Annotated in this window: 24 protein-coding genes; 10 read left to right on the top strand and 14 right to left on the bottom strand. The window is 36.8% G+C overall.

Annotation, left to right across the window (positions count from 1 at the left end; translation table 11 throughout):
* Positions 1-110: 110 nt before the first annotated feature.
* Complete coding sequence (locus tag CSE16_RS06535; protein ID WP_099423157.1) at positions 111-308, top strand: hypothetical protein; 198 nt, start codon at positions 111-113, stop codon at positions 306-308.
* Between the two features lie 97 nt (positions 309-405).
* Here the strand turns inward: CSE16_RS06535 and CSE16_RS06530 are convergent, their stop codons facing one another.
* Entirely contained in the window at positions 406-2,085 is a 1,680-nt protein-coding gene (locus tag CSE16_RS06530; RefSeq protein WP_099423156.1) for a formate--tetrahydrofolate ligase, read from the bottom strand.
* A gap of 191 nt (positions 2,086-2,276) precedes the next feature.
* Here CSE16_RS06530 and CSE16_RS06525 point away from each other — a divergent pair, with 191 nt between their 5' ends.
* Positions 2,277-2,477, top strand: a complete 201-nt coding sequence (locus tag CSE16_RS06525; protein ID WP_099423155.1) for a cold-shock protein — start codon at positions 2,277-2,279, stop codon at positions 2,475-2,477.
* A gap of 60 nt (positions 2,478-2,537) precedes the next feature.
* Here CSE16_RS06525 and CSE16_RS06520 read toward each other — a convergent pair whose 3' ends face one another.
* The 4 genes from CSE16_RS06520 to CSE16_RS06505 form a co-directional block, all read right to left on the bottom strand.
* Positions 2,538-2,771: a hypothetical protein gene (locus tag CSE16_RS06520; RefSeq protein WP_099423154.1), complete on the bottom strand. Its 234-nt coding sequence runs from the start codon at positions 2,769-2,771 to the stop codon at positions 2,538-2,540.
* A 59-nt stretch (positions 2,772-2,830) separates the two neighbouring features.
* Positions 2,831-3,304, bottom strand: coding sequence for a YbaK/EbsC family protein (locus CSE16_RS06515; protein WP_099423153.1), 474 nt, complete (start codon positions 3,302-3,304; stop codon positions 2,831-2,833).
* A gap of 111 nt (positions 3,305-3,415) precedes the next feature.
* The gene (locus tag CSE16_RS06510; protein WP_099423152.1) at positions 3,416-4,084 is read right to left on the bottom strand and encodes a phosphopantothenoylcysteine decarboxylase domain-containing protein; all 669 of its coding nucleotides are present in this window, start codon (positions 4,082-4,084) and stop codon (positions 3,416-3,418) included.
* Between the two features lie 23 nt (positions 4,085-4,107).
* A complete protein-coding gene (locus CSE16_RS06505; protein ID WP_099423151.1) occupies positions 4,108-4,980 on the bottom strand; it encodes a LysR family transcriptional regulator in 873 nt (290 codons plus the stop codon).
* A gap of 139 nt (positions 4,981-5,119) precedes the next feature.
* On the opposite strand from CSE16_RS06505, the gene CSE16_RS06500 reads away from it, so the two are divergent.
* Entirely contained in the window at positions 5,120-6,019 is a 900-nt protein-coding gene (locus CSE16_RS06500; RefSeq protein WP_099425774.1) for a DMT family transporter, read from the top strand.
* 288 nt (positions 6,020-6,307) lie between these two features.
* Positions 6,308-7,291 (top strand): YecA family protein, encoded by a 984-nt coding sequence (locus tag CSE16_RS06495; protein WP_099423150.1) that lies wholly within the window; start codon positions 6,308-6,310, stop codon positions 7,289-7,291.
* Between the two features lie 73 nt (positions 7,292-7,364).
* On the opposite strand, the gene CSE16_RS06490 is transcribed toward CSE16_RS06495, so the two are convergent.
* The 3 genes from CSE16_RS06490 to CSE16_RS06480 form a co-directional block, all read right to left on the bottom strand.
* Positions 7,365-9,605 carry an ATP-binding cassette domain-containing protein gene (locus CSE16_RS06490; protein WP_099425773.1) on the bottom strand — a complete coding sequence of 747 codons (2,241 nt, stop codon included), beginning with the start codon at positions 9,603-9,605 and terminating at the stop codon, positions 7,365-7,367.
* A 243-nt stretch (positions 9,606-9,848) separates the two neighbouring features.
* Positions 9,849-10,331 carry an NUDIX hydrolase gene (locus tag CSE16_RS06485; protein ID WP_099423149.1) on the bottom strand — a complete coding sequence of 161 codons (483 nt, stop codon included), beginning with the start codon at positions 10,329-10,331 and terminating at the stop codon, positions 9,849-9,851.
* A gap of 478 nt (positions 10,332-10,809) precedes the next feature.
* Positions 10,810-11,004, bottom strand: coding sequence for a zinc-finger domain-containing protein (locus CSE16_RS06480; RefSeq protein WP_099425772.1), 195 nt, complete (start codon positions 11,002-11,004; stop codon positions 10,810-10,812).
* Between the two features lie 116 nt (positions 11,005-11,120).
* Between CSE16_RS06480 and CSE16_RS06475 the strand changes: the two genes are divergently transcribed.
* Entirely contained in the window at positions 11,121-11,516 is a 396-nt protein-coding gene (locus CSE16_RS06475; RefSeq protein ID WP_099423148.1) for a ribonuclease HI family protein, read from the top strand.
* A 438-nt stretch (positions 11,517-11,954) separates the two neighbouring features.
* Positions 11,955-12,524, top strand: a complete 570-nt coding sequence (locus CSE16_RS06470; RefSeq protein WP_157764757.1) for a 50S ribosomal protein L25 — start codon at positions 11,955-11,957, stop codon at positions 12,522-12,524.
* Positions 12,525-12,593: 69 nt separating this feature from the next.
* On the opposite strand, the gene coaW is transcribed toward CSE16_RS06470, so the two are convergent.
* Both coaW and CSE16_RS06460 read right to left on the bottom strand, forming a co-directional pair.
* Positions 12,594-13,430, bottom strand: coding sequence for a type II pantothenate kinase (gene coaW, locus CSE16_RS06465; protein WP_099423146.1), 837 nt, complete (start codon positions 13,428-13,430; stop codon positions 12,594-12,596).
* 159 nt (positions 13,431-13,589) lie between these two features.
* Positions 13,590-14,660: a 3'-5' exonuclease gene (locus tag CSE16_RS06460; RefSeq protein ID WP_253896186.1), complete on the bottom strand. Its 1,071-nt coding sequence runs from the start codon at positions 14,658-14,660 to the stop codon at positions 13,590-13,592.
* A gap of 354 nt (positions 14,661-15,014) precedes the next feature.
* Between CSE16_RS06460 and CSE16_RS06455 the strand changes: the two genes are divergently transcribed.
* Positions 15,015-15,836, top strand: a complete 822-nt coding sequence (locus tag CSE16_RS06455) for a squalene/phytoene synthase family protein (RefSeq protein ID WP_099423144.1) — start codon at positions 15,015-15,017, stop codon at positions 15,834-15,836.
* Positions 15,837-15,917: 81 nt separating this feature from the next.
* Here CSE16_RS06455 and CSE16_RS06450 read toward each other — a convergent pair whose 3' ends face one another.
* Genes CSE16_RS06450 through CSE16_RS06440 form a run of 3 tightly spaced genes read right to left on the bottom strand, consistent with a single transcriptional unit; the run spans position 15,918 to position 18,069 of the window.
* On the bottom strand, positions 15,918-16,268 hold the full coding sequence (locus tag CSE16_RS06450) for a DUF4181 domain-containing protein (RefSeq protein WP_099423143.1): 351 nt from the start codon (positions 16,266-16,268) through the stop codon (positions 15,918-15,920).
* Positions 16,269-16,283: 15 nt separating this feature from the next.
* Positions 16,284-17,612, bottom strand: a complete 1,329-nt coding sequence (locus tag CSE16_RS06445; RefSeq protein WP_099423142.1) for a D-serine ammonia-lyase — start codon at positions 17,610-17,612, stop codon at positions 16,284-16,286.
* Between the two features lies 1 nt (position 17,613).
* Positions 17,614-18,069 carry a YaiI/YqxD family protein gene (locus tag CSE16_RS06440; RefSeq protein ID WP_099425771.1) on the bottom strand — a complete coding sequence of 152 codons (456 nt, stop codon included), beginning with the start codon at positions 18,067-18,069 and terminating at the stop codon, positions 17,614-17,616.
* Positions 18,070-18,243: 174 nt separating this feature from the next.
* On the opposite strand from CSE16_RS06440, the gene gdhA reads away from it, so the two are divergent.
* Positions 18,244-19,608 carry an NADP-specific glutamate dehydrogenase gene (gene gdhA / locus CSE16_RS06435; protein WP_099423141.1) on the top strand — a complete coding sequence of 455 codons (1,365 nt, stop codon included), beginning with the start codon at positions 18,244-18,246 and terminating at the stop codon, positions 19,606-19,608.
* A gap of 364 nt (positions 19,609-19,972) precedes the next feature.
* Here gdhA and CSE16_RS06430 read toward each other — a convergent pair whose 3' ends face one another.
* Positions 19,973-20,395 carry a universal stress protein gene (locus tag CSE16_RS06430; protein ID WP_099423140.1) on the bottom strand — a complete coding sequence of 141 codons (423 nt, stop codon included), beginning with the start codon at positions 20,393-20,395 and terminating at the stop codon, positions 19,973-19,975.
* A 177-nt stretch (positions 20,396-20,572) separates the two neighbouring features.
* Between CSE16_RS06430 and CSE16_RS06425 the strand changes: the two genes are divergently transcribed.
* Together CSE16_RS06425 and nhaC are read left to right on the top strand one after the other, a co-directional pair.
* Positions 20,573-21,259: a phosphoribosylaminoimidazolesuccinocarboxamide synthase gene (locus tag CSE16_RS06425; RefSeq protein WP_099423139.1), complete on the top strand. Its 687-nt coding sequence runs from the start codon at positions 20,573-20,575 to the stop codon at positions 21,257-21,259.
* Positions 21,260-21,449: 190 nt separating this feature from the next.
* Positions 21,450-22,826 (top strand): Na+/H+ antiporter NhaC, encoded by a 1,377-nt coding sequence (gene nhaC / locus CSE16_RS06420; RefSeq protein WP_099423138.1) that lies wholly within the window; start codon positions 21,450-21,452, stop codon positions 22,824-22,826.
* The last annotated feature ends 356 nt before the right edge of the window (positions 22,827-23,182 follow it).

Genomic DNA, 23,182 nt, shown 5'->3' with positions numbered 1-23,182 from the left:
GAAAATTCGATTTTTTGTCTATATTGTGAACTTTATTATTGTTTATTACAAGAATTCGTTATATAATAGTAAAAACGATACGAAACAAAGAATTTTAAGGGGTGTTCTTTATGGAGAAAGCAATTTATCCAAACGTTCAGTGTACTCAAGACCAAGAAATAAAAGTAATTTATCCAAACGTTCAAAGTGCAAAAGACAAAGAAAAAAAAGCACTTATTCTTTTATCACCTATTATTTTAGGTGCCGCAATTTATGCAGGCAGTGTGTCGATCATGATTGTTAGTAATTTAGTTGAAATTATTTTTTAATACTTCAAATTTATCCCCATACAAAAATGCCATTTGAAAATAATCAAATGGCATTTTTTGTATTATTATGTTTCGTTTATTTCAAGCAAACTTTTTCTTAAAATAAGCCTAGTGCGCTGCCATCTTCTGCTACGTCCATGCGTAGTGCTGCTGGTTGCTTTGGTAAGCCTGGCATCGTCATAATATCGCCTGTAAGGCAAACTAGGAAACCTGCTCCTAGTTTCGGAAGAATCTCACGGATTGTAACGGTAAAGTCAGTCGGTCTGCCAAGTAAGCTTGGTTGGTCTGATAATGAATATTGCGTTTTTGCCATACAAATCGGCAAGTTCGCCCATCCGTTATTTTCGATGCTCACTAATTGTTTTTTAGCTACGTCTGTAAATTGAACACCTTTTCCACCGTACACTTGTTGTACAATTTTCGTCAGTTTTTGTTCAACGGATTCATTGTTTTCGTACAAATAATGGAAGTTATTTGGATTTTCAATTACTTCTAGCACTTGCTTTGCCAGTTCCAATCCACCTTTTCCGCCTTCTTCCCAAACATTTGTAAGCGCGATACGAACGCCTTCTTGTTTTGCCCAATTTAAAACTGTATTTACTTCGGCTTCTGAATCTGAAATAAAACGATTTAGAGCGACAACTGGTTCAACACCAAAATTGCGAATATTTTTTACGTGCTGCGCAAGATTGTAAATACCTTGTTGAAGCGCATCTACGTTTTCATCAATTAACGCTGTTTTCGCAACACCACCATGCATTTTTAACGCACGAATTGTTGCAACTATTACTACCGCACTTGGTGCAAAACCTGCTTCACGCGCTTTAATATGCATAAATTTCTCTGCACCTAAATCCGATCCAAATCCAGCTTCAGTAATGACAATGTCTGCCAGTTTACGGGCTGTTTGTGTGGCAATAATAGAGTTACAACCGTGTGCAATATTTGCAAATGGACCACCATGGATTAATGCTGGTGTTCCTTCAATAGTTTGCACAAGATTTGGATTTATCGCTTCTTTTAAGATTAATGTAAGCGCACCTTCAACACCCAAATCACGTACAGTGACAGGCTGACGATCATATGTGTAGCCAATGACAATGTTTGCAAGACGTGCTTTTAGATCCGTTAAACTTGTTGCTAAACAGAAAATCGCCATAATTTCTGACGCTACCGTAATATCAAATCCATCTTCACGTGGTACACCCTGCATTGGACCACCTAAGCCCACTGTAACATGACGTAACGCACGGTCATTTAAATCAACGACACGCTTCCAAGTAATTCGGCGAGGGTCGATATTTAAAGCATTCCCTTGATGAAGGTGATTGTCGATAAATGCCGATAATGCATTATTTGCCGTCGTAATTGCGTGGAAATCTCCATTAAAATGTAAATTTATTTGCTCCATTGGGAGAACTTGTGCATAACCTCCACCTGTTGCCCCACCTTTTACACCCATGACAGGACCTAATGAAGGTTCACGTAGCGCAATCATGACACGTTGATCCAATTGCTTAAGTGCATCCGCTAATCCAACGGTAACAGTTGATTTACCTTCCCCAGCTGGTGTTGGACTAATCGCTGTCACTAAAACGACTTTGGCATTTGCTTGGCCAGAAATTTTATTCACATCAATTTTTGCTTTATAACGTCCGTATTGCTCGATAGATTCTACAGGTATTCCCGCATTTTCTGCAATTTCGGTAATCGGTTTCATTATTGCATTATTCGCAATATCCAAATCTGTAAGAGGTTTTGTTATCGTAGTTGTCATTGTAAACCCTACTTTCAATTATAGTCGTCTTTATTATAGTCTGTTTTAGTTGGAAACATATATAAAAAATTTGGACTTATTCGACAAATTGTTGACATACGTTCCTTAACTAGGATATATTTTATTCGTAATATTCTGTACTTTTCAAAAAAATTACCAACTAAATTTGACAGTATCGGAGGAGATCACTAATGCACCAAGGCACTGTAAAATGGTTTGATAATGAAAAAGGATATGGATTTATAGAATGTGAAAATGGTGATGATGTTTTTGTCCATTTCACTGGAATAAAAGAAGAAGGATTCCGTGTGCTCGCTGAGGGACAATCTGTGGAATTCGATGTGATTGATGGAAATAGAGGTCCACAAGCTGCGAATGTCATTAAAAAGTAAATTAAAGAAGCTGCAAACATCAAAATTGTTCGTCTGTTTGCAGCTTTATATTAATCCAGCTTATTTTTCGACGACTACGAAATCTTGTTTACTATTTTTATCACTTAATGTCGCCATTACATTCGTAATCGAACCGATGTAATGAGAAGGTTCTTCTGTTCCCTCCTCATAGATGTAAATATTATAATCAGTGCGATTTGCCTTTTTTATGAGGACGTTGCCACTCATTGTTGTAAATCCGATAAATTGATTATTCTTTAACGCTTGGATTGCTTGCTGTTTTGTTAATGTCATTGTAAACTCCTTCAAATTTCTTTGATGATTTTCTAATTATTTGTAAAATTCCACTTAACCTATTGCCAGTCCTTGCAAACATCGACCCAACCATTCGCATTGGAATATTGCTGTAATTCATCACAAGTAAGTTCAATGGCTGAATTGGCACTTCCACATGCCGGAAATACAGTTGCAAATCGTTTTAATGAATGATCTAAATAAATGGGCAGTTCATTCGCAAGCGCAAATGGGCAAACGCCGCCGATGCGATGACCAGTTTGATTGACAACTGATTCCGGATCCAGCATTTTGGCCTTCATTCCAAATTGTTGCTTAAATTTGGCGTTATCAATTTTAGTATCCCCCGCCGCGACAATTAAGATTGCCATGTTTTCTTGTCCATAGAACGATAATGTTTTGGCAATTCTTGCGGGAATAACGTTTAAAACTAGTGCCGCTTCTTGCACGGTTGCACTACTACTATTAAACTCTAACACCGACTGCTCTTTGCCATGTTGTTTAAAAAACGCTTTTACTTCCAGTAATGCCACTTGAAACACTCCTTCAATGCTACTTTTGTTAATTCACACCATACTAAAAGAATATTCGAATTATATCATTCGATTTCAATCCATAACAAGAGGCTATAGCGAGTCTTATCATTAGCGAGTGAGAATTCGCTCGATTAAAGCGAGAGCAGTTTGTTGTTTTCCATTTGTACGGATTATCTCACCTGATTTATGTACAATGATATGGGGTTCCATGCCACCATATAATGATTTTGAGCTATTTGCTACCATAAAATCAGCCTGTGCAGAATCCATTCGTAGTTTTGCGCGCTCGATTAAAAATGCTTCATCCTCTGTCGCTTCTAATTTGAAACCAATAAGTGTCGTTTTTGGCGACCAATTCTTAATTTCCGCTAAAATTTTTGGCGCCTTTTTAAAATGAATAATCGGTGGTTCATCTGACGGCATTTTCCCTTTTTCAGTTAATTCATTACCTGCTTGATCAAATACTTTATCAATAAGCCAATCCGACCCTGCCACCGCCATAATGACGTAATCCACGTGCTGCTGTTCCACGATAGTCTTTAACTGATCGCCTAAATCCTCAATCCCTTCAAAACGTACGAGATGCATCTCACGGTGATTTTCTGGTAGTTGTGCAAAATAACCATGCATATAGATGACTTGTGCACCTTTTTCGTAGGCAGCCTCCGCTAAATAACACCCCATTGTTCCTTTAGATAAGTTTGTATGTCCACGAACATTATCCCATTTTTCAAACGTTCCACCACTTGTAATTAAAACTGTTTTTCCCTTTAGCATAATACTCAACAACTCCTTTTTATTTATTCTTTCACACTAGCTAGCCATTGCTTCAATACTTCAACAAATTTTTTGGCCGCGGGTGATAATTTTTGCTTCGTTGAAAGTCCTATTGTTCGGAAACTTTCTTGCTTTAATGGTATTGTTCTCACATTGTTCATCAAGCCTGCCATAGCAAGTTGCGGTAAAATACTAATGCCTAAATGATGCTCTACCATTGATATAATTCCCTTTTCATCCGTTAAATGAAAACGAATATTTGGTCGCACATTATATTTTTCAAAATTCGCAATGACATCATTTGTTCCTTTATAAGAAGGCATGATGAATGGAATATCCTCGATTTCATTTAAATCGACTTCTTCTTTATCATATAGCGGGCTTTTTGAAGACACAATACAAAGTAATGGATCTCGCTTTAAAGGCATAAAGTCAAATTGTTTGGAGCTCGTCCGATTTAGAAATCCACAATCCACTTCTCCATTTAGTAACCACTGCTCGATTTCATAATAATCCCCTTCACGTAACTCGATATTAATACCAGGATATTGCTGATCCATTAGACGAATAATATTGGGCATCCAATGCGTTGAAATTGTGGAAATTAAACCAACTCGGACAGTCCCTTTCGCTACACCTAAAATATGGGCAGCCTCTTGTCTTAAAAGTTCCTCTGCGGATAAAACTTTTCTCATCTCAATTAACATTGTAATGCCATCTTCCGTTAATGTGACACCTGTTCGGTTTCGATGAATTAAATTAAAGCCAAAATCTTTTTCCATACTGGAAATGGCATGACTCACTGCCGACTGCGTTAACCCTAGTAGTTCAGCAGCCTTCGTAAAACTATGTACTTCGCCTACCTTATTTAAAATTTCGTATTTAACTAAGCTCAATCTCATTCACTCCAATAACGGTTATTTGATATGAATTTTTTTCATACTAATCATTATAAACATTCGTTTTACTAATCACAATGGTGACGATATACTGTATTATAACAGTAAGTAATATTGGAGAAATGTGGTGACATCTTTGAGTTTACAAGGAAAAGCAAATTTATTAATGATTATCGTAACAATGTTTTGGGGGCTTTCGTATACATTTATGGTCATGGGGTTAGACGTATTAGAAGCCTATAACGTTGTTGCTTTACGATGCATAATTGCATTTATAATTGCAGGGCTAATCTTTTTACCAAAGATGTTGCGCATTAATAAAAAAACAATCATTTACGCATCTATACAAGGGTTCCTACTATTTACGGTATTTGCACTATCATTATTTGGATTAAAAACAACATCCGCTGCGAATGCAGGATTTATTTTAAGCTTAACGGTAGTGCTTGTACCGATTTTTTCAAGCTTTATCGAAAAACGCTTACCTTCTCGTGCAGTCAGCTTTGCAATTGTATGTACGATGATTGGTATTACAACGTTAACAATGAAAGATTCATTAACATTCCAAACTGGAGACATTTTAGTTGCGGTTGCCGCAGTAGGTTATTCGATCTATTTAATCTTAAATAGTAAATTTACTAAAAGTGTTGAATCGATTTCATACGGGGTATATCAGCTAGGTGTCGCCGGTGTTTTTGGAGCGATTTTCACATTATTTTTTGAAACACCGCAATTGCCATCTACTACATTAGGCTGGGTTGCTATATTAGGGTTAGGTGTTATTTGTACCGCGTTTTGCTTTGTTGCACAGGCTGTTGTACAACAATATACATCCCCTACACATACGGGATTAATTTTCTCACTAGAACCTATTTTTGCCGCAATCTTTGCGCTGATATTTTTAGGGGAAACATTAACGACTCAATTACTTATCGGTGGTGCCTTTATATTAATCGGAAATTTTGTTGCACAGCTAGAACAATTCGTAGCAATGAAAAAGATTCCTGAAACAGTACCTTCAGAAAATACCATTTAATTCACTTCCTTCTATTAAACTGTTGCAAAAGTCATGATAAGTGATTTTTGCAACAGTTTTTTCTTTTACGGCCCTTTACTCTATCTTAAGAGAGAATCTATTAAAAAAATAATTTTTTATAGATTTCCGATTCTATTATTTGAATATTGTACATATACTATTATATATCACAAATCAGACTTTTCTAAATTGATAATTAGTTTTCATAATATCATTCTGACGTTATTATTAAGAGTATTGTTGCAAGTTTAACAAGGAATTAATATGAGTCAAAAAGGAAGTGTAACTATGGTTGGACGTAACGATCCATGCCCATGTGGCAGCGGTAAAAAATATAAAAAGTGTTGTGAAGGTAAACAACAAACGACAGCATTAACAGTTTTTAATGAGGAAATTGAAAATGTTTTACAAACCTTCTATACGAATTACCCTGAGCGAAAAGACATTCGAGAATTTATGGAACTAGTGAAAGTTTGGGCTCCAAAATTAGAGAAAAAATTACATCGAGAATTAGTTGAAGCAGTTGCGTTAGATGAATATTTCTTCCATAAGCGTCCAGACATTTGGACAGGCTTCTTAAAACGAATGGAAAAGAAATTAATTCGTCCGTCAACAATTGAATTGCTAAAATCTTGGACAACGCCTATCTTCTTTATCGGAACGGTTGAATCTGTTGAAGACAAATACTTTACAGCCATTTCAGCGTTAGATAATCAAGCCTACATGATTCAGCGCGAAAGTCCGAAACCAATTCCGATTGGGATGCGCGTATTCTCATTCCTATTACCAGATGGTTCAAAACAAGAAAATCATGTATTAGCCGTTTCTACATTAATTTTCTTCCATAAAGAACATGCAATTTCATTTGAGGACTTTACCGCTTCGTACAAAGCCAGCGGTCTAACAATTGAAGAATTCACTCAAAAAAACCACCTTTTATTATGGGAAGGTTTAGTTGAAAATGGCTATGAGGGTGAAGAATTTACTCCATTCGAGCAAGATGTATTAGAGCAAGTAAAAGCATTTTTAGTAGAACATTCTATTGAAAATGACAAGCTCTTAGTTACGGTTGAAGATTATTTAGTAGAGCAACAACCAACTGCCCGTAAAGCAGGTGCGATTGCTGCAGGTGCAATTCGTTTTGCACAAGAACAAAATTACATTGATAAGAAATTTACAGTGAAAGAAATTGCAGATAGCTTCGGCGTTGCAGCTTCGTCATTAAATAAATATTATCAAGACCTTCTTGCCTTCCAAGTGAAAGCATCTTAATTACAATGAAAAGGACTTACTTCGCGCATAATTGCGTGAGGTAAGTCCTTTTTTGCGCGAAAAATAGATAAAATTATAAGTAGTTCGCTGTTATTGATTCTTTACAATTTTTTAATTGCTCCGGTGTTCCTTCAAAGATGATTTGACCACCCGCACTACCGCCTTCTGGTCCAATATCAATGATCCAGTCCGCTTGACGCATGACATCGGTATGATGCTCAATAACAACAACCGTATTTCCTTGCTCAACTAATTGCTGAAGCATATGCACAATTTTTGATACATCCTTCAAATGTAATCCAGTCGTTGGCTCATCTAAAATGTACAGCTGTCCCCCTGCCTTCATTTCCTTCGCCAATTTCAGACGTTGACATTCTCCACCTGAAAAGGTTGATAAAGGCTGTCCTAATGACATATAGGATAATCCGACTAGCTGTAAAATTTGTAGTTTTTTCACTAAATCCTTCGCTTCAAAGAAAACTAAAGCCTGTTCTACATCCATTTCTAGCACTTCGACAATATTTTTGCCATTAAACGTATAGGCAAGTACTTCCTCTGCATAGCGTCGACCTTGACAAGTTGTACAAACTGTTTCAACTTCATCCATAAAGGATAAATTCAATGTCACAACGCCATTTCCTTTACACTCTTCACAAGCACCTTTTGAGTTATAACTGAATAAAGCGACATCTACACCATTTTCCTTTGCGAATAGTTTGCGGATTTTATCCATCATCCCTAAATAAGTGACTGCATTAGAACGTACATTTGTATGAATCGGTCTTTGGTCAATTACAATCGCCTCATCGTATTCCTTTGCGAATACTTCATTGACTAATGTACTTTTTCCAGAACCTGCAACCCCTGTCACAACCGTTAATACTTGCTCAGGTATTTTTAAAGTTACATTTTTTAGGTTGTATAAGCTACTTGGCTTACTTTCAATAAATGTCGACACAGGTCGCGGCTTTGTATTCATAGGAGCTTGTGTGTGTAATGCTTTCGCGGTAATAGAATCACTTTTTGCAAATTCTTCGTACGGACCACTAAATAAAATCGTTCCGCCATGAACCCCTGCTCCAGGTCCTACATCTACAATATAATCCGCAATCGCGATTACATCTGGATCATGCTCCACTACTAAAACCGTATTTCCTTTATCTCTAATTTGACGCAATAAATCATTTAATCGATACACATCTCTCGGATGTAAACCAGTACTCGGCTCATCAAAAATATATAGCATACCCGTTAGTGTACTCGATAAATATTTCACCATTTTGACGCGCTGCGATTCACCCCCCGATAATGTAGCGGTTTCACGATTCAACGTCATATAGCCAAGTCCGATGTCAATTAAACTTTGTACACGTTCAGAAATTCGAGAGACAATGGATTGCATTTCAGGTTGCTTAAATGTCTTTAGCGCTTCAATTAATTGCGACAACTGCATCGCGCTTAAATCATGAATCGAATACTGTTGAATCAATGAATGCAATACTTCCTCTCGATAACGGGTCCCAGAGCACACCTCACATGTTGCGGTCATTAAAAATTGTGCATTTTGTTTTTTCTCGCGTTCCGATGCTTCCTGCTGCTTTTGTAATTTTGAACGTCGAAAACGGACAACAATGCCTTCATAAGTCGCTTGAAAATTACTTGAACTGTGTGTAATTTGTACTTTTTGAGGCTCAGAATATAATAATTGATGCCATTCTTGCTCGTTATAATCCTTTAACGGCTTGTCTACATCAAAAAAGCCACTTTGTGCATATTGGTTCCAGTAATAAGTACCTACTCCATAACCCGGCAATAAAATAGCACCTTGTTGCAACGATTTTTCACGATCGATGGCAGCAGCAATATTTAATGTCATCATGCTTCCAATACCCTCACATTCAGGGCACATCCCTTGTGGATCATTAAAAGAATAGGCATTTCCATACCCTAAAGACGGCGTAGCAAAACGGGAATACAGCACTCTAAAAAGTGGCGAAATATCTGAAATGGTCCCTACCGTTGATCGAGCGTTGCCTCCTAAGCGTTCCTGTCCGACAACTACGGCAGGCGATAAATTATGAATACTATCGATTTGTGGTTGCTGGTAGCGCGGTAAGTATAAGCGTACAAAATTACTAAATGTTTCGTTTAGCTGTCGACCAGCTTCTTGTGCAATTGTATCAAAAACTATTGATGATTTCCCTGAACCCGATACACCCGTAAAAACGGTAATTTTTTGCTTTGGAATACGTAGTGAAATGTTTTTTAAATTATTTTGACGTGCTCCGATTAATTCAATCCATTGTTGGTCCAAATGATTCATCCTCTCTTCTTTGCAATGAATTACGCCTTGGCGTAATTGCGTCCAGATTTTGAATTGTGCTTGCACAATTCACTCCCTTCAAAATCTGTGACATCCACCGGAGGCTTCATCTTCAATCAATAGGCTTTTTCTATTGATTGAAGATGAAGTCATATCATAGCAATAATAAGTCCAGACATGCAATACTTTTGGAAATGTATGTTCGTTTGTTTCATCTAGCTAAATCGTGCCAATTTAAATCTGTACCATTTTCCGCTTCTCATATTGAACTAAATCGCCATTTTCATATGTATATACATGTTCGACCGGAGAAGCTTCGTTTAACACAGTCGGTAAAATTTGTTGCAACATCTCACTGACCCCCCTGTTACGTGAATCCATCAGCCACTCAACCTTTTTCCAATCTAAAATCCCTTCTGCGGTTTTTTTCGGTATGTTATAGGTAAAGTTTTTTTCAACTTCAATTAAAAACAAGTCCATTCCTGTCTTTTGATGCTCTTCTATCCATGAAACTGAGCCTTTATAGTGCGTGTTTGCCGCAAGTACATGTATGCCCGTTTCTTCAAGTATTTCCCGAATGGCGCATTGTATAGCCGACTCCCCTTGTTCGGCCTTCCCTCCAACACCATTCCACATCCCCATATTCGGCGATTTCTCACGATTTATCATAAGTAGCTCGTCTGTGCGTTTTATAAAACAGAGTGTTTGATTGTACATATTTTGATTCCTCCACCTTATATTTACTATATATTTCAAAACAATGTTGGTATAATTTCCTTAAAATTACACACTACCTATTGCCCTTATCACCTCCAAAAAATTGGTGGACGCATTGCATGAATTCCCCTAAATTCTTAAGATGATTCCTTAACCATTTGAATGGGAATTTTATCTGCATGATCATTTCTATCCCTCCATTATATACCTTTTCTCCAAATTAAAATTCCCAAAAAATCTGTTTACTTTTTTAAAGTTAATCATTATACATAGGAGGAGGGGTATGAACTGTCGGTGAAGTGAAATGTTTCAAAAAGCTAATTAACACTTAACCGCAAGACCATTACTTTACTAATGGGTAAATGCGTTATGAATAATCAACCAATTAAGGTGTAACTTAACGTTATATTGTAAAAAGGCATAAAAAAATGGACACATTTACTTGTTTGAATGTGTCTCATTTCATTAAGTTCAGCTTTTAATTTTTTTCATAAATTTTCATCATTTCATTCCCTAAAAATTGCAGTTGTTCTCCTACCGAACAGGATTCTATACAAAAACGGTGTGCGTCTTGCTTCCCTCTTGTTTTTCTTAGATCACGAATGACAAAGCATTCCATACAATACGTATCTGTTAATTCATCCATATCCTTCATTATATCGACTTTTTTAATCATTGGTGGCCTCCTTTTTCATACGTTTCCCCATTGTACAATGAAGTTTTTCTTTTCTTCAACTATTCTTCCTCTGCTATACTGAATATAATCCATGTTGTAACAGGAGTGATACGATGTTAGAAGTATATATTGATGGCGCAAGCGCAGGAAATCCGGGACCAAGTGGAATTGGGATTTTTTTAAAAGGCGAAGGGATACTTGAGAAAATTAGTGAACCAATCGGCATAACAAATAATCATCAAGCAGAGTTCATTGCACTTGTACGTGGTTTAGAAGAAGCAAAAAAAACGGGTACTACTTTTGTTTCTATGCGATCCGATTCCAAAATTGTCGTTAGTTCGGTTGATAAAGCTTATGTAAAAAATGAAGAATTTAAACCCTACTTAGAAAAAGCGCTTCAACTCATTAAGCAATTTGATTTATTTTTCATTAAATGGATTCCAGATAAAGAAAATAAAGCAGCCGATGCACTAGCACGAGAAGCAATTCAGAAGGCAAAAAATGATTGATTTTTTATGCATCATATTCGAAAACAACCTACTATCTGTTAGACTTCACTAACAGGTGGTGGGTTGTTTTTTCAAAATAATACATTTAGATGGTTTTTTTCAATCCCCATCACCAAACCATTAGACCGAAAGCATCATAAAAAGTTTTATTTCACACAATTATAATTTACCTAGTCCTTAAGTATAAAAATCACCATTAAATTAGTAGTGATTAACTACTCAATTCAAAAATAACGAAGATTTTAATTGTTTTATAATTATATTTTACTATAATAAGGGAGTAATAGCCTTTTCAATTGCGTAAAACAAAAACAATCACTTCTTTTTTCTGAATGTAATTTCAGGGTTGTTTTCTTTTATTTGTAGGTTTCAAGAGAATTTAGATTGCTGAAGCAGTCTGCCGAAAAATAGAACGAAGGGAATTGAGGAAGTATGAATTTGAAGTTAGAAGCAATAGAAAGACAATTTGGAGCTCGCGCATTATTAGCCGAGGTTCGAAATAATGGGAAGGTTCCTGCCGTGTTATACGGGTATCAAACCGTAACAACACCGATTGCCATCAATGCAAAAACGATTTTTAAGTTTATTGCAGCAAACGGCCTAAACAACGTATTTACTTTAGAAGTAAATAACCAATCTTACAATGCTGTTATTAGTGAAGTACAGCGCTCTGCAAGAAAAGGAACTATTACACATGTTGATTTCAAATCGATAAATATGGACACACCTTTGGAAGTTTACGTACCGGTTACATTAGTTGGTAATGCTGCGGGCGTTAAGGTAGGCGGTATTTTAATGCAGCCTACAACAACAGCTCAAATTAAAGTGAAACCAAATGAAATTCCAGATTCAATTGAAGTGGATATTACGACACTTGAAATTGAACAAACAATTACACTAGCAGATCTTGTTGCAAAGCTTCCATACGAAATCATTAGCGAACTCGATGGTGTCCTTGCTACAATTATGGCTCCTGTTGAGGCAGAAGCAGAATTAACTACGACCTAATCATAAAAAAAGCTGTCCCAAGCCCTTTAATCAGGTGCTTAGAGACAGCTTTTTCACATTCAAGACTACTTATCTTTTACTATATTCCATCACATTTAAGAGTGCACCGACCGCGCCACAATAGCCATAATCCTGTAAAAATACAGGCTTATGTTTTTTCAAAATCGTGTAATGCTCAATCACCTTTTTTAATTGCTCATTATCTGTCAAGGTAGATCCTATATAGACAATATGTTCTGCCTGGTGATGCTCAGCAAGTTGAATGCTTAACGTCGTAATAACTTCCCCGACAAGCCCTTGAACTGTGGCAAGAATATCACTTGTCTCATAGTTATGCTCATCCGTAATGCCTACTTTTCCAAAATTACTCGCTGTCAAATCACCAGATATAGGCATATCCATCCCTTGATAAATATCTTTTACAAGTAAATCAATACCTGCTCTGTTACCATCTGAGGCCCGATTTTTAATTTCACCAAAATCCGTAATACCAGTCATAATTGTTGATAGCCCTATTAATGTACCACCACCAATTCCTGTACCACCTACACGGACATGTGAATTTCCATCCATATAATGCACCGAAGTCCCTGTCCCGATATTTGTAATAATGCTTTGGTGAATCGATTGCCCCTCTTGTTCTAATAAATAACGTACACCTTTTAAAGTTGCTTCAAACTCTACAATATATTCAATTGACTTCATCGGATACAGGACATCGCGTAATTGCTCCGTACGCCCTCCCGTTAAGCCGATTTCGTCTACATGAGGATGTTGTTCTAACCATTCTTTCACTAAATGCATATCAGTTGATGGAAAGACAGTTAGTTTAAGCTCCTTGTTTTCATCTAAATAAGCAAGCTTTGTCAACGTACCCCCCGTATCGATCCCTATCCATGTTGACATAAAAGTTCTCCTTTATACTTTCAAGCTAGTATTACCCTTCCTCCATATAATAACTCAATCATTGAAAGCAATAAAGAGCAAGTTCTATCCATTGAATGAAATGGATATTTTGCATTCATTACCCACTTTATAAAAGTGAAGGATTTCTGCCGAAGAAAATTAAACTTCTACCATCACTTCTTCTAGCAAAGCCCGTTTATGAAATTCTTCGATAATTGGTTGTTCAAATTTATTTAATAGACGCACAATTTTCGACTCATAAGCATGTGTTGTTTCGTCTATTAAATTGAACTTCGCCACATAATTCTCGTTTTTCAATAAGTTTACTAGCGTCATCACCTCTGTTTTTGGCAATGTCACTTGATGAAGTTTTAATATTTTCGAAATGGAACGCAGTGGTGAGCGTGAAATTAAAATTCGACCATGAACAGACTCAGAAATGTCCTGCAAAAACGTTTTCGCATTGTTACTTGGTGAAATTTTGATAACCTCGACAGTTTCCTTTTCCCCATCTGCATTTGTCCTCACTTGATGGGAGACCGTAAACGGAAGCTCCTCTCGATATGTCTCCATACGATGTGTTTGAATATGACCGTGCTCAATCGAACAATCCGTTGTGGAAATGACGAGCTCATATGTCTCTTCTAACATACGGAAATTTGTTAATAATAATAGAAAGTTCTTTGTTTGTTGTTGCTGTATAAGCACTTCGCCATTCACTTGCTGGAAAATTCGCAGTAAACTCCAAGCATCTGCTAATGCTCGGTGCTGCGTTTCATTGGTTAAACCAAGCTGTGCCATTAAACCAGCTAAGCTTGGTTGTTCCTTAATCGCATTTGCAATCATGTATTTTTGTTGGAAATCGACCATTGGATAAAGACACTCTTTATTCATATAATTTCGAGTTAATTCTTCTTCTAGCACTTTGCGGTCAAATTCTCCAAAAGTTAAAATCAAATAGTCATTTTTACACCAACGCTTGAACCTATAAAAGGCTTCTTTAAAACTAGGTGCATCAACTAATTGCTCAGTCGTAATACCCGTCAATTGCTGAATATGTGCATTCAATTTTTTAAATTTATAAGGTTGAATTAGCTGTGTAAATGTTTCGGTTGAACCATCCGGCAACCATTTAACCGCGCCAATTTCAATTATGTATTGCTTCCCTCGAATAAGGGCTGCCTCAACATCCAATGTAATATACGTTTGTACTCGTCCCAAAATTTTCACCCACTACTTTTATTTCCTTATTTTCCAATACAATATTTCCCACAGTTTTAAACATACCCTTATTGTATCGTAAAAAAGAGCTTGTGACTCGGAAATGTTAGGAATAAAGCAGCTTTCTTTGAAAACCATAAAAATATTTCTTCGTTCAGTAGAAAACTCCCATCTTAATAGATAATGAGATGAATTTTTTTAATCTATTTGATCAAGGGGAGTCAAACACTCGCTGAACGAATGAGAGACTAAAAACAATGAAAACGATTGGAATTTTTGAAAACAAAGGACAATTGATTTTACTTTTTCTAATTTTGCGATACCATAAGATAGGAAGCAATTAAGAATGGAGGAATTTTTCCAATGTCCGACAAATTACTACAAAAAGAGGCTATGCGTGTCTTAAAGGATACGAGCCGAACTTTTTATATTCCAATAACATTTTTACAGAAAGAATTAAAATTAACAGTAGCTGCGGCATACTTATCTATGCGTGCGATTGATGAAATTGAAGATCACGAAGAAATTTCAAATGATACTAAGCATGACGTCCTCATGAAAGTGAGTGAATTATTAGCAGTTACTCCATTTGATGAAGTGGCCTATGCGCAAGCTTTAGCACTGAGCGAGCAGCCTATGCCAGAAGTAACATCACGTTTAGGTGATTGGTTGAGTATTTGTCCAGCAGACGCACGAAAAATTGTCATGGATGCGACAAGCGAAATGGCTATTGGTATGGCTAAATGGGCAAAAGCCAACTGGCAAATCCATACACGCGAAGATTTAGATGAGTATACATACTATGTGGCAGGCTTAGTTGGTGTCATGCTATCCGAGCTATGGGAATGGAATGCCGGCATTAAAACAGACCGCGAGCTCGCAATTGGCTACGGACGTGGACTTCAAGCGGTCAATATTTTACGAAATCAACAAGAAGATTTAGATGAGCGAGGCGTAAGCTTCTTACCCGACAACTGGACACGTGATGATTTATTCCACTATGCAGAGGAAAATTTAGCGAAAGCAGACGCTTATATGAAGGTGTTAAACAAGCGTTCTATCATATTATTCTGTCGTCTCCCTCTTGCATTAGCCCATAAATCACTTCAAGCAATGAAAGATGGACGTGAAAAAATGTCTCGGGCTGAAGTTGAAGCAACCGTAGAAGAAATTCAAGCAGACTAAAACGAAAGACACAACCCAATGGACCGGGTTGTGTCTTTTTAAGTAGAATTTCTAACTATGCCCCAATTGCTTCCTATTTTGTTATAAAAATAATGCAACTGCACCGCTAAAAACGCCACATAAAACTGCATATGTAAAGGATAAAATATGGCGTCGATTTTTCCTCTTAAATACATACTCTAGTAAACCACGTAATGTAAACAGGAACATAATAAATGCAAATAATAATACATATATCGCTTTTTGCTCAAATAAATTGACCGTCATAAACATCATAAAAAGCACACATAAAAATGCTTCTAAAGTAAAGTGCCAAATACCAACATATTGGTCTAAAAACTTTTCATTTTTGGGGATGTTAAACTTTTTGCGCAGCTTTAAATCAATTACGCCCACTGCGATAAATCCAATAACTAAAATAGCAATTAACAAAATAAAACTTCCTCTCTAAATATCCGTTTGCAAATATTGCTGACGTAGTTCCTCTGGTACAAGGTCTCCACCTGTTGACCAAATGAGGTGCGTTGCTTGATTCATCTTCAATTGTAATTGATTTTGTTGTAAATAATCGATTCCTTGCATCATTAATTCAATTGGACCATAAACACCTGTATGTGCAGAAGGCTCCATAAAAATGTTTTCCTGCTCATACATTCCCTTTAAGCTTCGATAAAGGAAACTATCATCCACGGTATAGCAGCCACTAATGATGGATTCCATTATTGTACCAGCAAATTTAGACGGTCTACCAACAGCCAATCCGTCTGCCTCTGTTTGATTGGTTAAGCCGATATCATGCACGCTAATTTCATCATGTAAACCGGTCATCATGCCTAGAAGCATACAAGGTGAAGCAAATGGTTCTCCGAAGAAAATATGCACATGCTCCCCGTAGATTTGTTTGATTCCATAAGCGACACCCCCGGGACCACCACCTACTCCACATGGTAAATAAACAAATAAAGGATGGTCCTCATCGACTTGTATTTTCAAACCTTGTAATTGTTGTTCTAGTCGTAACGCCGCAACCGCATAACCTAAAAATAAATCCAATGAATTTTCATCATCAATAAAATGACAGTTGGCATCTTGCTCAGCTAAAAGTCGTCCTTGTGCCACTGCTGCACTATAATCCGCAGCATATTCAATGACTACTACTCCTTTTTCACGTAATAGGTCTTTTTTCCATTGCTTTGCTTCCTCCGACATATGCACAGTTACTTGAAAGCCTAATTGTGCACTTATAATACCTATACTCAAGCCTAAATTCCCCGTAGAACCAACAGCAATTTTATAATTACTGAAGAAATCTTTAAATGCTTTACTATTAAATTTCACATAATCATCTTGCTCTGTAATCATCCCTGCATGGATTGCTAGTTTTTCTGCATGGCTTAATACTTCATAAATGCCACCTCTCGCTTTAATGGAGCCTGCAATTGGTAACGAATGATCGCATTTCAGCATTAATTTCCCTGGTATATCAAATCCACGACGACCTTCAATTAATTTTTTCATCGAAGGAATTTCTTTTACATCAGATTCAATGATGCCATTTGAAAATTTAGTCAATGGAAATGCTTCTTTTATATAAGAAGAAAAGCGTTGCAATCTTCGTTCGGCATCCCGAACCATTTCCATTGAAACTTGTTTGAATGTTTGCTTTTCCGCAGTTTTCTTCGGATTTACCCAAAACACGTATTGTTCATTTTGTAAGTTTTCTATTAGTGGATAGCGTTTCTTTAAATCGTTCACATCGATTGATTGTTGTTTCAATTTAACGTTCCTCCCTTTCAAAAATCGCACGTTCACAAATTTGTCGAAAATTCATTTCAAAAGCCAAATTATTTTCTTCAGTCCGTTTTTTTGGTCCTTTTGTGCGACCACCTGCACGTCTTATTTTCGCACTTTCATAACGAAATGCCAACAGTTGATCTATGTTGTCAGACGTCAGCTCTTTCCCGTTATGAGTGAGTACATTTCCACCTTTTGCCAAACACATAGCAGCTAAACCATAATCGCCCGTTATGACAATGTCACCCTTTTTTAACACGCTAAGTAGCTTAAAATCTACTGAATCAGGTCCTTTGTCTACAATAATTGTTATAACATTATCTCTTTCTATACGATGTGATGTATCGCAGAACAAGATGGGTTTTATCTCATAACGAGATGAAACAAATAGCGCTAAATCAACAACCGGACAGGCATCTGCATCAATTAATAACTGTATAATAACCATTCACCCTTTCAAAAAAATCGTCCATTTTACTATATTGATATATTAACTTGTAAACGTTTTCACAAACCTTTTCCACTTTTAATTAATAATAGCACAGAAAATAATATTGAATTGCAAGATAATTCATACTAATGTATTAATAACAACAAATTAGGGGGTTACAAAATGAACACAGTAGTTACAAATAAAGCACAGCACTATGTCGATGATGTATTTGCTAAATTAAAAAAGAAAAACGCACACCAACCTGAATTTTTACAAGCGGTGGAAGAAATCTTTTTATCATTAGTACCTGTATTCGAAAATAATCCTGCATATATGGAGCACAACATATTAGAGCGCATAGTTGAGCCCGATCGCATCGTTTCGTTCCGCGTTGCTTGGCAAGATGACCAAAATAAAGTTCAAGTAAACCGTGGTTACCGTGTCCAATACAACAATGTTAACGGACCATATAAAGGTGGTCTTCGCTTCCATCCAACTGTCGACGAATCGATTATGAAGTTTTTAGCTTTTGAACAAATTTTCAAAAATGCACTAACAGGCCAAGCAATCGGTGGTGGTAAAGGTGGTTCAGACTTTAATCCAAAAGGTAAATCTGATGCAGAAATTATGCGTTTTTGCCAAGCGTTTATGACTGAATTATACCGCTATCTCGGTCCAGATGTCGATGTTCCTGCAGGTGATATTGGCGTAGGAGCACGTGAAGTTGGCTATATGTGGGGACAATATAAACGTATTCGCGGTGCCTATGAAGCTGGTGTATTAACTGGTAAAAAACCAGGTTTCGGTGGTTCATTAGCCCGTACAGAGGCAACTGGCTATGGTTTAATTTACTTTGTAGAAGAAATGCTACGTGAAGAAAAAGATTCTTTCCTAAATAAAAAGGTCGTTGTATCAGGTTCTGGAAATGTAGCTATTTATGCAATTGAAAAAGCACAACATTTTGGCGCAAACGTTGTCGCATGTTCAGACTCAGCAGGCTATATTTATGATCCAGAAGGCATCGATCTAAAATTAGTAAAAGAAATTAAAGAAAATCGCGGTGAGCGTATTAAAGCATATGTAAATGAACGACCAAATGCAACATATACAGAAGGTTGCTCTAACATTTGGTCAATCCCTTGTGATATCGCCCTACCATGTGCGACACAAAACGAAATCGATGGGGACCAAGCGCGCACATTAATTGCAAATGGTGTACGTGTTGTTGCTGAGGGGGCTAACATGCCATCTAACTTAGAAGCAATTAATGAGTTTTTAAATGCTGGCGTATTCTTCGGTCCTGCAAAAGCTGCTAACGCGGGTGGTGTTGCTGTATCTGCATTAGAGATGGCTCAAAACTCTAGTCGTACGTATTGGTCATTCCAGGAAGTGGACGAAAAGCTACATTCGATTATGAAATCGATTTACAAAGAAAGCTCTGAAGCCGCTAAACAACATGGCTTTGAAGGAAATTTAGTAGCCGGTTCAAATATTGCTGGCTTCATTAAAGTTGCAAACGGTATGCTTGTAGAAGGCGTATATTAATTATTAATTAAACCTCGACTAACTCTTGTCCAGATTTTTTCGAGCTTGCTCGAAAAAATCCTCTAAAAATCTGTGTCATACGCCTGGGGCTTTGGGCCAACATGATGTTGGTCAATCAGGCGTTGCCGCACGACGCGGGTCAACACGACGTTGATCACAAAGGCGTTGTCACAGGACGTGACGGATTTAGCCTTTGTTCCCTTCCTTTTGCCTGAATTCCCCTATTCAGCTGGGGTTTGAACCCACACTAAATTAAGGGCAAATTTTGCATTCATTTGCTACTTATAGAAGTGGAGGACTTTTGCTGAAGCAAGTTAAAAAACCACAAAAATCAATTCCATGATTTTTGCGGTTTATTTTTTGATTATCTCACGACAAGAACGTCACATGTTGAGCTGCGAACTACATTTTCAGAAACGGATCCGAGTAAGAATCGTTCTGCACGGTTTAGTCCCGTTGCACCAACAATGATTAAATCGGCTTCAGTTAAACTAGTTAAGATCACTTTTGGCGAACCTTCTTCCACGACAAGCTGTACATTTTCAATGCCTGCTTGTGCGGCCTTATTTTTGTATTGCTCTAGTTGGACGATTGCTTTTTCTTTTAACTCTTTTGCGTACTTTAAATCATAAGCTTCCACCGAGCCAAATGAATGCGTATCAATGACACACACTAAATGAAGTTGCGCACCCGTTAATTTTGCGAGGTGAATACCGCGCTCAAATGCAATTTTCGCTTTTTCTGAAAAATCTACTGCAACCACAATATTTTTGTAAGTTTCAACCATTATAACCACTCCTTCTCTAATAATGATTATATCAAAGATTAAGAGAAGTGAGAAATTTCTTTCTTTTGTAGGTGTTAAGGTTAGACGTCTTTCTTTAAAATGCGAACATTTTTTTATTTATAACCATTAAACATTCGTGTTATAATACGTAATGTAATCGAAATGGAGGTTTTTCATGTGGAATTAGTGTATACTGGTAAAACGAAAAATGTATTCAAGTTAGAAGATGGAAATTTTTTATTGAAATTTAAAGATGATGTAACAGGTGAAAATGGGGTATTTGATCCAGGTGCCAATACAGTTGGATTAACAATTGATGGTGCTGGTCTTGCTGGTTTACGCTTAACATCATTCTTTTACTCTAAATTAAATGAACTTAATGTTCCTACTCATTATGTAGATACAAACTTTGACGATGCGACAATGACAGTAAAACCTGCGACTGTATTCGGAAAAGGTCTTGAAGTGATTTGCCGCTTCAAAGCAGTTGGTTCATTTTTACGTCGTTATGGTGCTTACGTAAGCGAAGGTCAAGATTTAGACGCATTCGTTGAAGTAACGATTAAAGATGATGAGCGACTAGATCCTCCAATTTCTGAAGATGCACTTGCAATGTTAAACTTACTAACACATGAAGAGTATGCCATTTTAAAAGAGCGTACAATTGAAATTTCTAAGTTCGTTGCAGCTGAGCTTGGGAAAAAAGGATTAACTTTATACGATATTAAACTTGAATTTGGCCGTGATGCGAAAACGAATGAAATTATTCTAATCGATGAAATTTCTGGTGGTAATATGCGCGCATTCAAAGGTGATACATATATCGAGCCTTTACAGTTAGAAAAAATTATGTTAGCTGACTAATAATAGTAGCCTTCTATGAGCATCATTCATAGAGGGCTTTTTTTGTGCAATAAACAACTTCGATTCCTGCAATTTTTGCACAAGTCATGTCTTTTTTCATATCCCCCCTTCCCTTTTTACAAAATTCATGTTAGGATTACTTTCGTACTTCAACGCATCGAAGCGTAAAAGCAAAAAGGAGTTTTTGAATATGATTGAACAACGACAGATAAAAATTAGTTTTCTCGAAGCCATTTTATTAACCATTTTCATTATAGGACTTATTTCATTTTCAATCATTAAGCTTGAAAGTGTTCCACATATCCCAATTATTCTTTCTATTATTGTTTTAATGACTTATGGACTGTTCAAAAAAGTCCCATTTAGTCAGTTAGAGGAAAGCATGGTGAATTCTGCGAAAACAGGAATCGGCGCAATTTATATTTTCCTTTTAATTGGGCTACTAATAAGCAGCTGGATTATAGGAGGTACAATCCCTACATTACTGTATATCGGTTTTTCCATTGTTGCAGCGAGCTTCTTTTATGCCAGTGTATTCATTATTACCAGCATAATTGGAACAGCTATTGGGAGCTCCCTAACAACGGTCGGGACGGTTGGTGTAGCCATGCTTGGTGTCGCTACTGCGATGGATGCTTCTTTAGTTATTACAGCTGGTGCCATCGTTTCTGGTGCATTTTTTGGCGATAAAATGTCCCCACTTTCGGATACGACGAATTTAGCGGCAACTGTTACAGGTATTGATTTGTTTACACATATTCGAAATATGATGTACACAACGATTCCTGCATTCATCCTATCCCTCATTGGCTATGCGATTTTATCTCCGAAAAGCACAAGCATTGATGAGCAATTAATCACACAATATAAAGCAGTATTACTAAATACAAATCTTGTTCATTGGTACGCCCTTATTCCACTCGTTATTTTAGTTATTTGTACAATGTTTAAAATTCCGAGTTTAATGACATTAACAATTAGTACAATAAGCGGAATAGCCCTTTCCTATGTGCACAATGCGATTCCATTAAAGGAACTTTTCGCAATCTTATATAGCGGCTATGTTGCAAATACTGGTTTAGAAGCGGTTGATTCATTATTAACGCGTGGCGGGATGAATAGTATGCTGTTTACGATCATTTTAATTGTACTTTCACTTTCGATGGGTGGTCTATTATTTTCATTAGGCATTATTCAAACGTTATTATCCTCGATTCAACAATTGCTCACAAGTATAGGTAAGGCGATTACAGGCGCTGCATTTACGGCCATTGCCATCAACTTTTTAATTGGTGAGCAATATTTATCGATTTTATTAACAGGTGAAACGTACAAAGAAAAATTTAAAAGTTTAAATATGCATCCGAAAAATTTAGCACGAGTTATTGAGGATGCAGGTACGGTAATTAATCCACTCGTCCCTTGGGGTGTTTGCGGTTTATTCATTTCTTCCGTATTACAAGTCGATGTTCTTAGTTATTTACCATTTGCATTTTTCTGCTTGCTTAGCCCGGTCATTACAATCTTATTTGGCTGGTTGAATATTACTATTACAAAGGAACATTAAATTAATATAATTAATTTGAACTAAAGAATTCCTTCTGCTTATATAAGCTTTCTGTTATGAATTCTATTAACGTTTACAATTGTTAGGCTGGCTAAGCACATGAGCCGCACAGTTTTGTTGCACAAATCGGTAAGACTCATCTGTGTGCTCTGTGCAAAACCAGCCTATATATATATATGTTCGGCCTACTGGAACTTTCTGGATTTATTGCGCCGCTACCGTGGGAAGCGGCGGGTTCCTAAATAATTTTCCGCTCTGCTCAACATGAATATTGTGGTACATAATTTTTTAGACAAATTGCATGATTTAATAGCCATTTCCACTTCGATTATAGACATTTTCATTCTAAATAAGTC

This window comes from Solibacillus sp. R5-41 (assembly GCF_002736105.1).
Classification (GTDB): Bacteria; Bacillota; Bacilli; order Bacillales_A; family Planococcaceae; genus Solibacillus.
Note: the sequence above shows the minus strand (reverse complement) of the source record. Positions and strands in the feature narration are given on the sequence as shown.

What these genes read in the sequence shown, in the direction of transcription:
- CSE16_RS06475 (WP_099423148.1), top strand. Translation starts at nt 11,121, where the DNA reads ATGTTAGAAGTATATATTGATGGCGCAAGCGCAGGAAATCCGGGACCA.
- CSE16_RS06520 (WP_099423154.1), bottom strand. Translation starts at nt 2,771, where the DNA reads ATGACATTAACAAAACAGCAAGCAATCCAAGCGTTAAAGAATAATCAA.
- CSE16_RS06535 (WP_099423157.1), top strand. Translation starts at nt 111, where the DNA reads ATGGAGAAAGCAATTTATCCAAACGTTCAGTGTACTCAAGACCAAGAA.
- gdhA (WP_099423141.1), top strand. Translation starts at nt 18,244, where the DNA reads ATGAACACAGTAGTTACAAATAAAGCACAGCACTATGTCGATGATGTA.
- nhaC (WP_099423138.1), top strand. Translation starts at nt 21,450, where the DNA reads ATGATTGAACAACGACAGATAAAAATTAGTTTTCTCGAAGCCATTTTA.
- CSE16_RS06455 (WP_099423144.1), top strand. Translation starts at nt 15,015, where the DNA reads ATGTCCGACAAATTACTACAAAAAGAGGCTATGCGTGTCTTAAAGGAT.
- CSE16_RS06495 (WP_099423150.1), top strand. Translation starts at nt 6,308, where the DNA reads ATGGTTGGACGTAACGATCCATGCCCATGTGGCAGCGGTAAAAAATAT.
- CSE16_RS06510 (WP_099423152.1), bottom strand. Translation starts at nt 4,084, where the DNA reads ATGCTAAAGGGAAAAACAGTTTTAATTACAAGTGGTGGAACGTTTGAA.
- coaW (WP_099423146.1), bottom strand. Translation starts at nt 13,430, where the DNA reads ATGTCAACATGGATAGGGATCGATACGGGGGGTACGTTGACAAAGCTT.
- CSE16_RS06525 (WP_099423155.1), top strand. Translation starts at nt 2,277, where the DNA reads ATGCACCAAGGCACTGTAAAATGGTTTGATAATGAAAAAGGATATGGA.
- CSE16_RS06430 (WP_099423140.1), bottom strand. Translation starts at nt 20,395, where the DNA reads ATGGTTGAAACTTACAAAAATATTGTGGTTGCAGTAGATTTTTCAGAA.
- CSE16_RS06530 (WP_099423156.1), bottom strand. Translation starts at nt 2,085, where the DNA reads ATGACAACTACGATAACAAAACCTCTTACAGATTTGGATATTGCGAAT.
- CSE16_RS06485 (WP_099423149.1), bottom strand. Translation starts at nt 10,331, where the DNA reads ATGTACAATCAAACACTCTGTTTTATAAAACGCACAGACGAGCTACTT.